Origin of the sequence: Cypionkella sp. (assembly GCF_030652235.1) — a bacterium.
Classification (GTDB): domain Bacteria; phylum Pseudomonadota; class Alphaproteobacteria; order Rhodobacterales; family Rhodobacteraceae; genus Cypionkella.
Genome location: NZ_JAUSBA010000060.1, coordinates 1 through 15,188 on the forward strand (window position 1 = coordinate 1; position 15,188 = coordinate 15,188).

General features: G+C 58.3%; 11 protein-coding genes and 1 pseudogene. 10 read left to right on the plus strand and 2 right to left on the minus strand.

The features are described from left to right. The 10 genes and pseudogenes from Q7V03_RS19985 to Q7V03_RS20030 all read left to right on the plus strand — a co-directional run. Nucleotides 1–926, plus strand: a pseudogene (locus Q7V03_RS19985) (hypothetical protein); the annotation flags it as partial. Then, nucleotides 927–1,295 carry a hypothetical protein gene (locus Q7V03_RS19990; protein ID WP_304927347.1) on the plus strand — a complete coding sequence of 123 codons (369 nt, stop codon included), beginning with the start codon at nucleotides 927–929 and terminating at the stop codon, nucleotides 1,293–1,295. A gap of 106 nt (nucleotides 1,296–1,401) precedes the next feature. Next, complete coding sequence (locus Q7V03_RS19995; RefSeq protein WP_304927348.1) at nucleotides 1,402–1,749, plus strand: hypothetical protein; 348 nt, start codon at nucleotides 1,402–1,404, stop codon at nucleotides 1,747–1,749. After that, on the plus strand, nucleotides 1,749–1,991 hold the full coding sequence (locus tag Q7V03_RS20000) for a hypothetical protein (protein WP_304927349.1): 243 nt from the start codon (nucleotides 1,749–1,751) through the stop codon (nucleotides 1,989–1,991). Before Q7V03_RS19995 ends, Q7V03_RS20000 begins: the two co-directional genes overlap by 1 nt. Continuing rightward, complete coding sequence (locus Q7V03_RS20005) at nucleotides 1,975–2,454, plus strand: lysozyme (RefSeq protein ID WP_304927350.1); 480 nt, start codon at nucleotides 1,975–1,977, stop codon at nucleotides 2,452–2,454. Before Q7V03_RS20000 ends, Q7V03_RS20005 begins: the two co-directional genes overlap by 17 nt. A gap of 70 nt (nucleotides 2,455–2,524) precedes the next feature. Next, the gene (locus Q7V03_RS20010; RefSeq protein ID WP_304927351.1) at nucleotides 2,525–2,818 is read left to right on the plus strand and encodes a hypothetical protein; all 294 of its coding nucleotides are present in this window, start codon (nucleotides 2,525–2,527) and stop codon (nucleotides 2,816–2,818) included. 319 nt (nucleotides 2,819–3,137) lie between these two features. After that, a complete protein-coding gene (locus tag Q7V03_RS20015; RefSeq protein ID WP_304927352.1) occupies nucleotides 3,138–3,944 on the plus strand; it encodes a DNA adenine methylase in 807 nt (268 codons plus the stop codon). A gap of 1,010 nt (nucleotides 3,945–4,954) precedes the next feature. Further along, nucleotides 4,955–7,330: a Hint domain-containing protein gene (locus Q7V03_RS20020; RefSeq protein WP_304927353.1), complete on the plus strand. Its 2,376-nt coding sequence runs from the start codon at nucleotides 4,955–4,957 to the stop codon at nucleotides 7,328–7,330. A gap of 401 nt (nucleotides 7,331–7,731) precedes the next feature. Then, on the plus strand, nucleotides 7,732–8,586 hold the full coding sequence (locus tag Q7V03_RS20025) for a Hint domain-containing protein (protein WP_304927354.1): 855 nt from the start codon (nucleotides 7,732–7,734) through the stop codon (nucleotides 8,584–8,586). A gap of 224 nt (nucleotides 8,587–8,810) precedes the next feature. Then, on the plus strand, nucleotides 8,811–11,864 hold the full coding sequence (locus Q7V03_RS20030; protein WP_304927355.1) for a Hint domain-containing protein: 3,054 nt from the start codon (nucleotides 8,811–8,813) through the stop codon (nucleotides 11,862–11,864). Between the two features lie 54 nt (nucleotides 11,865–11,918). On the opposite strand, the gene Q7V03_RS20035 is transcribed toward Q7V03_RS20030, so the two are convergent. Then, on the minus strand, nucleotides 11,919–12,506 hold the full coding sequence (locus Q7V03_RS20035; protein ID WP_304927356.1) for a nucleotidyltransferase family protein: 588 nt from the start codon (nucleotides 12,504–12,506) through the stop codon (nucleotides 11,919–11,921). A gap of 194 nt (nucleotides 12,507–12,700) precedes the next feature. Continuing rightward, nucleotides 12,701–15,124, minus strand: coding sequence for an FAD-dependent oxidoreductase (locus tag Q7V03_RS20040; RefSeq protein ID WP_304927357.1), 2,424 nt, complete (start codon nucleotides 15,122–15,124; stop codon nucleotides 12,701–12,703). Between the last annotated feature and the right edge of the window lie 64 nt (nucleotides 15,125–15,188).

The following is a 15,188-nucleotide window of genomic DNA, read 5'->3' on the forward strand; positions in this document are numbered from 1 at the left end:
CATCCGATACCGATACCGGGCTATTTCGCAGCGGTGCCAATCTGCTCGCATTCGGCGCCGGCGGCACACAGCGCGCCTTGCTCAGCACCACAGCGTTTCAGATAGACGTGCCGATGACGGGAACGGCGGTGCAGGCGAGTGCGACTGACACCACGGCAGGACGCCTGCTTAAGGTCGGAGCGTTCGGCCTTGGCGTGATCGGCACGGCTCCCGTGCTGGCGGCGATTGACGCGACCACCGCGGCATCGGGCACCTACAGCTACACCACGGGGGCCACGGGCACATTCCCGGTAGGTGTGACGGCGTCGGCTGGCGGCGTGATTAAAGTGGAACGCGAGAGTGCCACCAAGGGCTACATGACGCTACAACCAACTGGCAGCACCGATCTATATTTCCGCAACCTTTCGACAACTTGGGGGGCGTGGAACGGGTTTGCAAACCTAGCCAGCCCAACCTTCACAGGCACTCCTGCGGTGCCAACGGCGGCACCTGCAACTAATACCACGCAGGCGGCTTCAACGGCGTTTGTGACGGCAGCAGCAGCAGCAGTGGCGGCGGCGGCTGGCAGCATGACACTGTTAGGGACGCTGACCACAACAAGCGGCAGTGTGCAAACACTATCGAGTTTGAACCTCACTTCTTACAAGGAACTTCTATTTATCTTTGACGGGGTTTCGCACGGTTCCGTCAACGTCTCAAACTATAGCATTGGAACGGCGATTGTGGCGAGTCTGGAGTCAGTATCTGGCTCAGTAAGTGGACGTGCGTATGTGTCTCTGGCTAACGGAGCCACAACGCCAATATTTTCAAACGGGGCTAATCCCGCACCCTCGTCTGGATACAGCACCACTACGACATCAGTATCAATAAGCTGTAGCGCGGGGTCGTTCGACGCGGGGACCGTCTTAATCTACGGGGTAAAATAAATGCAGGAAATCATCACAAACGCAGTAACGGGTGTAGTGACCGTGCGCGATTTCACCCCGGAGGAAATCGCGGCGCATACCCCAGACCCCGCCATCACCCTCGCTGCATGGCGCGACACCGCCCATTGCAGCCGTATGCAGGGCATCCTTGCCATCGGTGAAGCCCATTGGGCGACCGTGCTGGAATACCGCGATCAGGTGGCAACCGAAACGCAGCCCGCGACGACATGGGCTGAGGTCATCGTGATTGACGACGCGCGGGACTGGTATCGCAACAGTGAAACCATCGCTCTTTTCGGCTGGCTGCTGAACCTGACCGACACCGAGATTGACGCGCTGTTCGTCGCGGCGGCTTCAATCACCGCCTGATCCCGAGAAACCCAACACCGCAACACCCGCCCCGGCGGGCCGAAACGCATGGGAACGCCAATGCAGTTTGAAATCAAAATCATGCCCGGCATCAATGGAGTCTTGCATGACAAATTCTGACACGGGCAAGCCAATGATCGAAAATTCAGACCGTGGCATCACGATAGCGAAGCCTCTGGCGTGGACCATTCTCGCCAGTATCGTGGCCGTTGTTTGGTACGGCGGCGGCGTGATTGCTGGCCTTAGCGGATCGACCCAGACCGTCACGACCGCCCTATCCACGATGCAGGCGGCAAACGTCCAGATCGAAGGGCGCGTGCGGGCGTTGGAGAATAACGCCGCCGCTGGCCTCGCCCGGTATGACGCGCTCAAGCAATCGCTGGATGAGGTCAAAGAGCAGCAGCGCGAAACCAACGATCTGCTGCGGCAGGTTTTGCAGGGGGGCAAGAAATGATGCCCGGATTTCTTGTCAGCAACTGGCGCAAGGTTCTCGCGCAATCTTGGTCTATCCGGCTGATGGCCTTGGCCGGGGTTTTCTCAGGCATCGAGGCAGCCCTGCCGTATCTCGAACAGAGCTTTGATTGGCCGCGGGGCAGCTTCGCAGCCCTGTCAGGTATCACGGTCGGCGCCGCTTTCATTGCGCGCCTCGTGGCCCAAAAGAAATTGCAGGAGGAAGATCATGGTGACGAAGAATAAGGCTGCCGGGGCCGCTGCCGGTGCTGCCGTTGCGATTGCGATCGCCTTCATCGCACCGTGGGAAGGTAACGAGTTGCGCGCCTACCGCGATATCGTTGATGTGCCGACGATCTGCTACGGCGAAACGCGCGGCGTGCAGATGGGGGATGCCGCCACACTGGCGCAGTGTGACAGGCAGTTGGCGAAGGCTGTGGCCGATTTCGAGAAAGCCGGCCGCGATTGCCTGCCGGCACAACTGCCAGACAAGACGCGCGCTGCGTTCATCAGTTTCAGCTACAACCTCGGGCCGAGGATCCTCTGCACCTCGCCAACCATGTCGAAGCTGATCAAGGTTCGTGACATCGCCGGGGCCTGCAAGGCGATGACGTTGTTCAACCGTGCCGGCGGCAAGGTCGTTCGTGGACTGACGCGGCGGCGTGAAGCAGAGAAGGCGCTGTGCCTTGATGGGTTGGCTGGCAAATGATCACCCCAATCTTTGACTGGCGCTTCATCCTTTGGCTGCACAGCTTCGGGATTGGCGTGAGGCCGCGCCGATGAACCCGTATATCCTCACATTTGCGCTCATATTGGCGATCTGCACGGGCGGGGCGGGGTATGTCAAGGGCCGCGCCGACAATGAGGCTAAGCACATCGCGGCGCTGGCACAGGCACAGGCCGAGACTATGGCGGCCATCACAAAGGCCAATGCTGCCGAGGCCAAACGCCTTGCCGCCGAACAGGCGGTGAGGGTGCAAAATCGAGAACTGGAGGATCTTGCCCGTGCGCAACCTGCTACTCATCCCGAGTGCCTGTCTTTGGATCGCAGCCTGCGGCTCAACAAACGGTGATGCGCCAGGCTCCGCACCGCCGCCATCGCTGCTGGTTCCATGTGCGCAGCCGGTCTGGATACCGGGCGCGCTGGATGATCAGCAGATCGAACTGATGTGGGGCGAAGATCGCGCCGCATTACGACGCTGTGGCGACCAGCTAGACGCGCTGGTCGTCACATTCAACTTCGCCAGTTGACCTTGCAAAGAGCGGGGGGAGGGCTGCACTAACAGCCCAACCACGCGGCCCTCGTGGATGATCGCCGCGCCGACCAGAAAACCCTTATGATCGCCCGCACCCTCAGATGAGGGCGTCGGCACCATGAGGCAGAATCAGTTTATGAAACAAGTACGACCTGCGGCGCCCGTAGCTCCTTGGCTGGGCGGAAAAAAACGGCTGCATCCAGCTATTATCGAGCGGATTGATGCAACCCCCCACAAGGCTTATGTCGAGCCGTTTGTTGGTATGGGTGGGGTATTTCTGCGCCGCCGCTTTAAGCCCCGGCTTGAGGTTGCCAACGATTTCAACGGCGAAATTGTCAACCTATTTCGCATTTTGCAGCGGCATCACCAGCAGTTGCTGGACGTGATGCGGTTTCAGGTGGCCTCTCGGCGAGATTTTGAGCGTTTGCGCGAGACCGATCCAAAGACCTTGACCGAACTAGAGCGCGCCGCCCGCTTCCTTTACCTGCAAAGGTTAGCTTTCGGTGGGCAGGTGCGCGGCGTCTTTGGTGTCGCACCCGAGACAGCTGCGCGATTCAGCTTGTCTCGGCTAGAGCCGATCCTTGAGGCGGCGCATGAACGGTTAGAGGCGGTGGTATTCGAGTGTCTGGACTGGTCGGAGTTAATTCAGCGCTATGACGGCCCGGAAACCCTGTTCTATCTCGACCCGCCTTACTTTGGTGGCGAAAACGACTATGGCAAGGGCATGTTTGACAGGCTGCACTATGCGCGCATGGCAGAATGCTTGGGTCAGATCAAAGGGGCCTTCATCCTTTCGATCAATGACCTGCCCGAAGTTCGAGAGTTGTTTACCAGGTTCATCATAGAGCCGGTTAAATTGACCTACTCGATAAGCAGTGCAGGCGGCACCGAGGCGTCTGAGCTGATCATTTCCAACCGTGAAGCGCGGATTCGCTTGCTGTAAAGCCGCGATCCGGGCCGGTGATGTGAGCATCTAAAGACTTCTCGCATCACCGCAATCCCTCACAATTTACGCACGACCTGCCATATTCCGAAGATTGGCGGCGCTAGAGAGTCCGGCCGCCCGTACCATTAAGCTTCTCTCTATAAATAGCGTTGAACACTCTGCGCGGGCTGAGATTGTGGCAAAGTTGCGGCGATTCATCGTTAACATCAAGAATCACTCGGCCGCTGGGTCGGTTTATAGTTAATTTTGAACATCTTACTGACCGAAATCGGCGCCCGATTCGCAGGACCGCCCCGGTTGACCCAACGTCATCTTGAACAGTCCCCGCCAAACCGCCGAATTGACGCGGCGATGGCAACAGCGTTTTGAGATTGTGGTGAAAGAGTGGCAAATAATCTTTCTGATGCTTAAGGTAGTATCGCGTTTTTGGCTGGTTTCTGTTCTGGAAACAGTGGCGCGACTTGTGGGCGGCAATGCGTCGCAACTTTCGGATCGTAGCGTCTGATAAGTCTGCGTTTTTCAAAATCTCCCATTGTTTTCGATCTCGAAACCCCGTGTCAGATGATACAATCAAGGCGTGTAGACGCCATTTTGACAGGCCGGTATTTTGGCAGAGCGATGCCCAAAACTTGCTGCAATTAGGTCTTTTTTTACTTTGCGCCCGGCACAACTGGCAGTATTCAGGTCAAGTCTTACTGGGAAAGACAAAGGCCGTGGGGGCGGTCGTTGAATGGTGATGTGTCGTAAGGCACATGTGGTGTGAAAGATTTGCTGCCTTGGCCTTGGGTTCTGCGACCAAAGGCTTGTCATGATAATTGTATATTTTTGACCGGAAGCCGTTGGTTTCCGTACAGCATTGTTTTCGCTTCACCTCAGACGGCAGGCAACTAGGCGCTGATCTCGGATGCAACCGGGTTTGCGCCTTATCGGGGTCGCTTCACAGCGATCTGGGCTTGGGTCGGACGAGAGACGGGTTTCCGGCTCTCATGTGAAATGAGGGATATAACATGCCGGTTTTTGCGCAATTTAATTTCAACGACGTTGGCACCAACGCCTTGGACAGTGCGCCGGCGTTGGGCGACCAGCTGGGCACCTACCGCAATGGTGCCGCCTCGGCAGGCGGGCAAGCGGTGCTGGACGGCCAAGATGATCTTGTGAAGATCTTTCAGGATCCGGCCTATCAGATGGATCAGGGCACGCTGGATATCAAGTTCACCTTGGCCAGTCAGCCACTGACTGTGACGCAGACCGTGCTCTCGCGTGACAGCGTCGGCGACACGGCGGGCGGTTACCGCATTGAAATTCAATCCGATGGTTCGGTGGTGATCAACCACGAAACCGACATTGGCACCGAAACCTTTGGCACTGGGCCGGGCTTTGCCAATCCGGGCGATGAAATCAGCCTGTCCTATTCCTGGGATCAAGGCGGCGCGGGCGGGCAGTTGCATATCGACAACGTGACCAGCAACGACAGCTTTCAAGATACCGTGCCGAACACCCTGACGATGGACATGGGGGGGCTTGATCAGCCTTGGATCGTGGGGGCAGGGCAGGCAAGCTCGGGTGCGGGCACGCTGGATAATATTGACCTGCACTTTGCGGGTTCGGTCGATCTGTTCCAACTGTCGGACAGCGTGGACAATTGTGATCCGCGCGATGGCTATGTGGATGGCACCGCAGGCAACGATCTGATCGACGTGAACTATACCGGCGACCCGGATGGCGATTTCATCGACCACAGCGATGCGATTTTAGGCAATGATGCGCCCAATGATGACCGCGTGCGGGCGGGCGCGGGCGATGACACGGTGCATGCTGGCTTGGGCGATGATCTGGTCGACGGCGATGCGGGCAATGACGTGCTTTACGGTGAAGCTGGCGATGACACGCTGAACGGCGGCGTAGGCAATGATGCGCTCTATGGCGGACTGGGCGATGACTCGCTGCGCGGTGGCTACGGCGATGACACGCTGATCGGCGGCAATGGCAATGACGCGGTCTATGGTGGCGAGGGCAATGACGTCATCGACACCTCGGGCGGCGGTGCGGCTCCGCTGCCGGATCAGGGCTATCTGGGGCTGTATCCGTCCGATGCCAACCCGACCAATGATCTGGATACGGTTTACGGCGGCGCTGGCGATGACACCATTCACACGGGTGATGATGCCGATGTGATCTTTGGCGGCTTCGGCAATGATGTGATCGATGGCGGTTTTGACAACGACACCATCGAGGCCAATCAAGGCAATGACGTGATCATTGGTGGCGAAGGTGCCGATCTGATCGACGGCGGTCAAGGCGATGATCTGATCTATGGCGGCTACGGCCCCGGCGTGCCGGATGCGGTGAATATCCCGGAAGTGGCGGGCGATCTGCTGCCGAACAATGGCAATGACAGCATTGTCGGTGGTCTGGGCAACGACACCATCTTCGGGATGGATGACAATGACACCCTTGATGGCGGTCAGGGCAATGATCTGCTTTATGGCGGCGTCGACGACGACAGCGTCCGTGGCAATGTTGGCAATGACATCATTGTCGGCGGTGAGGGTGCGGATACATCCGAAGGCGGCAATGACCGTGATACCTTCCTTGTCGGCACGGCAGCGGATGGCGCAGGCGATGTGATCGACGGCAACGAGGGTGGCGATGATTATGACACGCTTGATCTGACAGGCTCAGGCCCACTGAACATCGTCTATGATCCGAACAATGCCGAAAACGGCACGGTTCAGTTCCTTGATGCGGATCGCAATGTCACCAGCACACTGACCTTCACCAATATCGAAAACGTCATCCCCTGCTTTACCCCCGGCACGCTGATTGCAACGCCAAAGGGCGAGGTTCCGGTGGAACTGCTGAAAGCTGGCGACCGTATCATCACCCGCGACAACGGTATTCAGGAAATCCGTTGGGTGGGGCGCAAGGATATGGGCTGGCACGATCTGGTGGCCAACCCGCATCTGAAGCCGGTTCTGATCCGTCAGGGTAGCCTTGGCAATGGTCTGCCCGAGCGTGACATGATGGTGTCGCCGAACCACCGCGTGCTGGTCGCCAATGATCGCACAGCACTCTATTTCGACGAGCATGAAGTGCTGGTTTCGGCCAAGCATCTGGTGGCGGGCAAGAGCATTGGTCGCGTGAACGCGATTGGTGCAAGCTACATCCACTTCATGTTTGACCGTCACGAAGTTGTGCTGTCGAACGGCGCCTGGACTGAAAGCTTCCAGCCGGGCGATTACACTCTGAAAGGCATGGGCAACGCGCAACGTGGCGAAATCTATGATCTGTTCCCCGAGTTGAAGACCGAGGCGGGGCTTGACGGCTACTATTCAGCCCGCCGCACGCTGAAGCGTCACGAAGCCATACTTTTGGTGAAGTAAAGGTTCAGGCAGGGTATCAATGCCAGTTTGGCACTGATGACCAAAAAGGGGAGCGCAAGCTTCCCTTTTTGTGTTGGATTTTAGCAATTCTTACCATTTAATCCGCACATTTCGCCCAGCCATTCACGCCAGATTAGCCTCTGCCCCTCACGCTTAGGTTCGTGACGCATCGCAAAAGATATGTCCGCACTGTGGCAGACCAGGCTGTAAGGCCGCATTTCGCCACGGATTGAGGGCATTTTAGCGCGGTTTTCTACAATTTTGGACAGATTGGATCGTAAGAAATGTGTGTACCAAGTGGCGTGAACGCGAATACCAATCTGTGTAAAAAGTTGAATTTGGCCTATCTGATGGCGACACTGCAAAAGTACCCACTCTCTCGCAGGATGGGGGGTTAAGCTATGGCCACGGCCAATTATGGGATTTATTTCGGCAGGTCGAGCAAGCAACGGGACCCGACCGAGGGTAGCAGCAACAACGAACGCTATGCACTGTTCCAAAACACCACTTGGGGTTTTTCGGCGGTGCCGCTTTTTTCCAACAAAGTGCAGATCACGGCTGGAAACTTCAGTGGCGGTGCGGATGCCGATGCAGTGAAAACCAACAACAATATTGAAAATGCGACACTTTCGACCAATATTGGTGGCACGGCTTTTACATCGGTCTATGACGGCACCTCGATCTACAATGCCATCCTGACCTATGCGGACGGTACCACTGCGACGGTGGCGGCCTATGATGACGGCTATATCGATGGCTCCACCGGCGATGATTTGATCGGTTCTACCTATGTCGAACCGATTGCCAGCGGCTCCGACAATGGCGACAATTCTGATGCGGGTCTTGCGGAAAGTTCGGACAATGACGACTACATCCGCGCCGGGGCGGGCGACGACACCGTGCGCGCAGGTGCAGGCAATGACAGGCTCGATGGCGGGGCGGGCAATGACGCGCTGTATGGTGAGCCTGAAGTGTTGGCGTCAGCGCTGCATCTGATCAGGATGCCCGGCATCACCCGCGCCACGCCGGGGTGGATCAGCTATTTTCACATCTTGTTCGATGAACATCAACGGGTCTGCGCCGATGGCGATGGCAGCGAAAGCTTTCAGCCGGGCCAGTACACATTGGCGGGGCTAAAGCGTGCACAGCGCCCAGCAATCTGCGCGCCTTTTGCTGATCTGAGTGCAGGCGTGCCCGATCCGGCGGCGCGCATGATGCTGAAGCCAAAAGAGGCGCATATGTTGCTGCATCGCTGAACACTGCAGCGATAGACGCCTGCTGACTTGCACGCGCATGTTGAGCCGCATTGTTTACACACCAGAAACATACCCCAGTCTGGCCACATTTCGACCCTGCAGCAGGGGTATTTCCCGTCTTAGAAAAGCTGAAATGGGCCCGCTTTGTCGTTATCTGTCGCAACAAATCGCCCCTGTGTCCCTGAGCGCGCGCTTGCGTTGCAGGGCGTTAAGGAACGTTAATCATGGCTGTGTTGAACTCTGGTCTTGGCGGCGCTTCGGGGTACGGTGAGCAATCCTTCAAGACCACCGGCGGCTATACCGGAAATTTGGATGACGGCTCGCGGTTGGTTGATGTCAGCGGGGTTTTCGGCACCGGTGGCATGGATGTCTATGGCAGCCGCTTTACCTCGTTTTACATCAATACCAACGGGTTGATCACCTTCACCTCGGCACAGCCAAGCTATACTCCGGCGGCACTGACCACGCTGGGACAGCCCAGCATTGCGCCATTCTGGACCGATATCGACATCTCGAAGGGCGGTGATATCTATTGGGATATTGACGCCACCACGGGCAAGATCACCATCACCTGGCTGAACGTAGCACCCTATACTGGCACCGGTACCAACAGCTTTCAGGCGGTGATCACCAATCTGGGCGGTGGAGATTTCGGCGTTGACTACCTGTATAACTCTGTCGGCTTCACCAACGGCTATGCGGGGCAGGCAACGGTTGGTATCTCGAACGGCACCACCTCGCAGACCCTGCTCGAAGGCTCGGGCAACGCGGCTTTTCTGGCCACCTATGCAGGCAATGATTTCGACACCAATGATCCGGCTGGCGTCTATTCGATGCAGTTTGAGGCCGGACAGGTGTTTCAGGGCGACGGGGTGGTCGATGGCACCGCTGGCAACGATCTGATTGACACAAGCTACGCGGCCGATCCTGATGGCGACCGTATCGATGCCAATGATGGAACCGGATATGTGGGCACCACAGGTCAAGCTGACTATGTGCTGGCAGGTGCGGGCAACGATACCGTCAATTCCGGCTTAGGCCGCGACATCGTCTACGGCGGCAGCGGCAATGATGTGGTCAGTGCTGGCACTGGCAACGACAGCGTTTATGGCGACGATGGCAACGACAGCCTTGAGGGCTCCAGCGGAAACGACAGCCTTTACGGCGGGGCGGGTGATGATACGCTGTCGGGTGGCACTGCCACCACAGGCACCACCTACGCGCCTGTCTACACCGAAGTTACTGCCGCCTTGCAATCGGTCGCAGGCACCAATGGGCGGCCGAACTTCACCGTCAACACCGTGTCGAGCGACAACCAGTTGTCAACAGGCACCTCCGGCACTTTGACCGGGTTTTACCTTGGCAACACCGATGCGGTGGAAACCCACACCCACACCGCCAGTTCGCAACTGGCGGGTGGGCAGATCCTGTTCAACGCCATCAACGGTAATGAGATTCTGACCATCGTCATCGACGGGGTTACCATTGATCTGAACACCGCGATTGCCTCGGGTATGGTGACGTTCAGCGGCAATGCGGTCTATGCGATCAACACCTCGGGGCAGGTGATCCGCATCGGTTCGGGGGCAACATCAACCACCAATGGCACTCTGACCATCAACGTGCCCTATACCACGGTGTCGCTGACCTCGGGCGGCACCACCACCGGCAGCGCGGCGGGCCTGTATTACGAATACTACGCCAACACCAATCCCTTGAACGTCGCAGCCGAGGCGGCGGGCGATGATTACCTCTCGGGCGGTTTGGGCAATGACAGCCTGCTTGGCTATGACGGCAACGACACGTTGTTTGGCGATGATGGCAACGACACGCTGGATGGCGGTAATGGCAATGACAGCCTGAATGGCGGTATCGGCGATGATTCTTTGCTGGGCCTTGTGGGCAACGACACACTTCTGGGTGGCGATGGCCGCGATAGTCTTTATGGCGGCGCGGGTAATGACAGCCTGCTGGGCGAGGCGGGCAATGACACGCTTCTTGGCGGCGATGGCAATGATACGCTGGATGGCGGCACCGAGGCTGACTCTCTGCTCGGGGAGGCAGGCAACGACAGCCTGCTTGGTGGCGATGCCAATGACAGCCTGTATGGTGGCGCAGACGATGACACGCTGTCGGGTGGTGCGGGCGCTGATCTGATTTACGGTGGCAATGACAACGACAGCCTGTTTGGCGGCACCGAGAATGATACGCTGTACGGCGATGCGGGCAGTGATAGCCTGTCCGGCGGCGCTGGGCTGGATCAGTTGTTGGGCGGCGATGGCAATGACACGCTGCTGGGCGACGATGGCAATGACACTCTGTCGGGCGATCTCGGCAATGACAGCCTGTTTGGCGGCCTTGGCAATGACCAGCTGTATGGCGGGCTTGGCAATGACCTGGTTTATGGCGATGCGGGCAATGACACGCTGCATGGCGATGCCGGAGCCGATACGCTGTACGGCGGCACCGACAATGACCTGTTCTTCGTCGATGGCAATCCCAACGCATACGGCGATGTGATCGTCGGCGGTGAGAACGCGGGCGACAATGACGTGCTTGATCTGACCAGCTGGGGCTGGGAGCTGACCAACATCATCTACGATCCGATGAACTCCGAGAATGGCACGGTCGAGTTCCTTGACGGCGCGGGCCATGTGGTTGGCACGATGACCTTCTCGAACATCGAGAAAGCCATCCCCTGCTTTACCCCCGGCGTGATGATCACGACGGATCGCGGCGATGTTGTGGTCGAGGATTTGCGCGCGGGCGATCTGCTGCTGACCCGCGATCACGGCTTGCAACCGATCCGCTGGATTGGCAGCCGTAAGCTGGGTTTGGGCGATCTGATCGCGCAGCCGCACCTGCAGCCGGTGAAGATCGGGCTGGGCGCGCTGGGCTGTGGCCTGCCGCTGCGCGACACCTTGGTTTCGCCGCAGCACCGCATGCTGATCGAAGGCGCTTTGCCGGAAATGCTGTTTGGCGAGGCCGAGGTGCTGGTGGCCGCCACCCATCTGACAGTCTTGCCGGGTGTAGTGCAGATTTTATCATCCGATGTGCGCTATATTCACCTGCTGCTGGAGCATCACGAGATTATCTGCGCCAATGGCGCCTGGACCGAAAGCTTCCAACCCGCCAAGCGGATGCTGGATGCGATGGAAGACGGGCTGCGCGCAGAAATTACAGAATTATTCCCCGAGCTTAGGCTGGATCACGCCGATTACCCGGCCGCCCGTCTGACGCTGAAAGCGCATGAGGCCAAGGTGTTGCTCGCGGCGTGATCCACCGATTCCCGTGACGGAAATCGTGACGGAATTCGTATCTAATCCTGCCCGTTAGCCTTGCCGCCCCGTGCGCCACGCCGCCCATGCTTCCGGCGTGTCCAGATCGGTCAGCGCGTGCTGATCGGGCAGGGCGATCAGAATGATGCGCGCGGGATACTGCGCCAAAACGCTGCGCGCGCCCTCATCGCCGCGCAAGCCCTGCAACTTCCCGCGTAAGTCTGCGGGAAAAATCACCGGATGCCCCGGCCTGCCATCCGCGCTCGCCGCGCGCAGAATGGCGTGTGGTGCCTGATCGAAAGCCTCGATCATGGCTCGCAGATCATCCGAGTCCAACTCTGGCATGTCCGCGGGCAAGATCATCAATGCGCCCTGTGCCGCCTTTGCCCCGGCGCGGATCGAGGCCGCCATGCCTTCGGCAGCCGTCGCAACCGGCAACACAGTTACGTCCACATCTGTCAAAGCCTGCCGTCGCGCCACATCTTCCGGGCGCAGTGTAACGATCACTTGGGCGCAAACGTCCCGCGCGATCTGCGCCTGTCGGCGCAACATTGGTGTGCCATCCACTGGCTCCAACAGCTTATCACCGCTGCGCATGCGGCTGCTGGCTCCGGCAGCGGGGATCAGAATGGTCAGGCTCATCCACCAAAGGTGACGCAAAGCCAAACCCCGGTCAATCGCGAAGGATCATGACGCCCGCATTCAAACTGAACCAGCTTTACAACAGGATAGAGTGCAAAAATCTGCACCCTGCACAAGTGTCTCCCCACTGGGAAAACCTTACAGTCAAGAAGCGGCGCGCGCCATCACTGCCGCGCAACCGCTTCAAGCCAGTTTTAACCCCGCATCCGCGCGCTATCCGCGTCAAACAACGGTGCCAGTTGCACCACAGCTTTTCGGCGCTCGCCAAGGATTTCGATATGGCACTCCAAGCCATCCTTGACTTTATCCGCAGGCAGGAAGCCCATCGCCACCGATTTCCCGCTGAAATGGCTGAAACCACCGCTGGTGCAGAAGCCTACGACTTCGCCTTCCAGCCAGATCGGCTCCCATGCCACCACATCGGCGTCCTTGGCATCGACGATAAAGCTGACCAGCTTGCGCTTCGGACCTGCGGCTTTCTCTGCCGCGGCCGCCGCTTTGCCGATCCAATCCGCATCCTTGTTCCAGCGGATGAAGCGATCAAGCCCCGTCTCGCAGGGGGTATAATCGGGCGAAAACTCACGCCCCCATGAGCCAAACCACTTGTCCAGCCGCAAGCTCATCATCGCGCGCATCCCGAACGGCCGCAGGCCCAGATCGCTGCCCGCCGCGTTCAGCGTATCCCACAAATGCCGCACCGACATGTGATCGCAGAAAATCTCATAGCCCAGATCGGCGGTATAGCTGACGCGCTGTACGATGCAGTTTGCCATCCCCACCGTCATCCGCTTCACATCCATGAACTTGAATGCAGCGCCCGACACGTCGCTGCGCGTGACGCGGCTCAGCAATTCTCGCGCATTCGGCCCGGCAATCTGGAAGCCCGAGCGCGCGTCCGAGACGTTTTCAACCGTCACGCCATCCATCGCATTCTGTTCAAACCAGCGGTAATGCCAGCCCTGCGCGCCATAGCTGGCGGTCAGTTGGAATTCAGTCTCGGACAAGCAAGATACCGTGAAATCGCCGATGATCTTGCCGGAATGGGCCAGCATCGGCGTCAGGCTAAGGCGACCAACCTTGGGGATATTCCCCGCCATGATCTTATCCAGCCAAGCGCGCGCGTTGGCGCCTTTGACGATGTACTTGCCGAAGTTCTGCAATTCGTTGATGCCAACGCCCGTCCGCACCGCCATCACTTCTTGGCGCGTGGCTTCCCAAGCGTTCGAACGTTTGAAGGTCGGCTCCTCATAGGTAGGCTCTCCCGGCAAGGCGTAATAGTTGACGACCTCAAGCCCGTACTGCTGGCCCCAAACCGCGTTCAGCGCAGTGTTGGTGTCATACATTGGCGTGGTGCGGAATGGCCGCGCTGCCGGACGTTCTTCGTTCGGATAGCCGACCGAAAAGCGCATCTGATAGTTCTCGATCACCTTTGGCACGGTATAACCCGGCGTGGTCCAAGTGCCGAACCGCGACACATCAAAGCCGCGCGGGTCACGCTCGACCTCGCCCTCGATCATCCATTGCGCCAGCGCCAGCCCCATGCCGCCGCCTTGGCTAAAGCCCGCCATCACCGCGCAGGCCGACCAGTAGTTCTTCAAGCCCTGCACCGGGCCGATCAGCGGGTTGCCATCGGGGGCAAAAGTGAACGGCCCATGGATCACCCGTTTTACGCCCGTGCGCTCTAACACTGGGAAGCGGCGATAGGCGAAGTTCACCGAATCCTCAATCTTGTCAAACTGTTCGTTCAACAATTCATGGCCGAAATTCCATGGCGTGCCATCCAAAGACCAAGGCTCGCAGGGTTTTTCATAAAAACCAATGCACAGCCCCCGGCCTTCCTGCCGCAAATACGACTCGCCACCCGGATCCATCACATGCGGGAATTCATTGCCCGATTTCAGAATATCCATAATCTCCGGTATATCATCGGTGACCAAATACTGATGCGCCATCGGCAGCAGCGGCAGATAGACGCCCGCCATCGCGCCAATTTCCCGCGCCCAAAGCCCGCCCGCGTTCACCAGATGCTCGCAGTAAACGGTGCCCTTTTCGGTGACAACTTCCCAGCCCTCAGCGGTCGGGTTCGTCTCCAAAACGCGGTTGTGCAAGACAATCTCTGCCCCGCCCATCCGCGCCGCTTTGGCATAGGCGTGGGTCGTGCCTGATGGGTCCAAATGCCCGTCTAGCGGATCATATAAAGCCCCGACGATGCCTTCCAAATTCACCATGCCATAGGTAAATTTCTTGATCTCCTCTGGCCCCAAAATCTCGGTATCCAGCCCCATATAGCGGTGCTTGGCACGCTCTGCGATCAGCTGATCAAACCGCGCCTGATTGTCGGCCAAGGTGATGCCGCCGACATGGTGCAGCCCGCAGGACATGCCCGTGATTGCCTCAAGCTCTTTATAAAGCCGGATCGTATAGCCCTGCAACGCCGCCATATTGGTATCGCCGTTCAGCGTGTGAAACCCGCCCGCCGCGTGCCAGGTAGAGCCGCTTGTCAACTCCGACCGCTCAATCAGCATCACATCCGACCAGCCGAGTTTGGTCAGGTGATACAGCACCGAGCAGCCAACAACGCCGCCGCCAATCACAACAACGCGGGTATGGGTTTTCATCTGGGAATCCTTTTGAAATCGCGGGGCCGCAGCCCTTTTGAGCCAAAATAAGCCCTTGGCCACA

Coding starts and splice junctions, on each gene's coding strand:
- Q7V03_RS20020 (WP_304927353.1), top strand. CDS start 4,955: ATGCCGGTTTTTGCGCAATTTAATTTCAACGACGTTGGCACCAACGCC.
- Q7V03_RS19990 (WP_304927347.1), top strand. CDS start 927: ATGCAGGAAATCATCACAAACGCAGTAACGGGTGTAGTGACCGTGCGC.
- Q7V03_RS20015 (WP_304927352.1), top strand. CDS start 3,138: ATGAAACAAGTACGACCTGCGGCGCCCGTAGCTCCTTGGCTGGGCGGA.
- Q7V03_RS19995 (WP_304927348.1), top strand. CDS start 1,402: ATGACAAATTCTGACACGGGCAAGCCAATGATCGAAAATTCAGACCGT.
- Q7V03_RS20040 (WP_304927357.1), bottom strand. CDS start 15,124: ATGAAAACCCATACCCGCGTTGTTGTGATTGGCGGCGGCGTTGTTGGC.
- Q7V03_RS20000 (WP_304927349.1), top strand. CDS start 1,749: ATGCCCGGATTTCTTGTCAGCAACTGGCGCAAGGTTCTCGCGCAATCT.
- Q7V03_RS20010 (WP_304927351.1), top strand. CDS start 2,525: ATGAACCCGTATATCCTCACATTTGCGCTCATATTGGCGATCTGCACG.
- Q7V03_RS20005 (WP_304927350.1), top strand. CDS start 1,975: ATGGTGACGAAGAATAAGGCTGCCGGGGCCGCTGCCGGTGCTGCCGTT.
- Q7V03_RS20025 (WP_304927354.1), top strand. CDS start 7,732: ATGGCCACGGCCAATTATGGGATTTATTTCGGCAGGTCGAGCAAGCAA.
- Q7V03_RS20035 (WP_304927356.1), bottom strand. CDS start 12,506: ATGAGCCTGACCATTCTGATCCCCGCTGCCGGAGCCAGCAGCCGCATG.
- Q7V03_RS20030 (WP_304927355.1), top strand. CDS start 8,811: ATGGCTGTGTTGAACTCTGGTCTTGGCGGCGCTTCGGGGTACGGTGAG.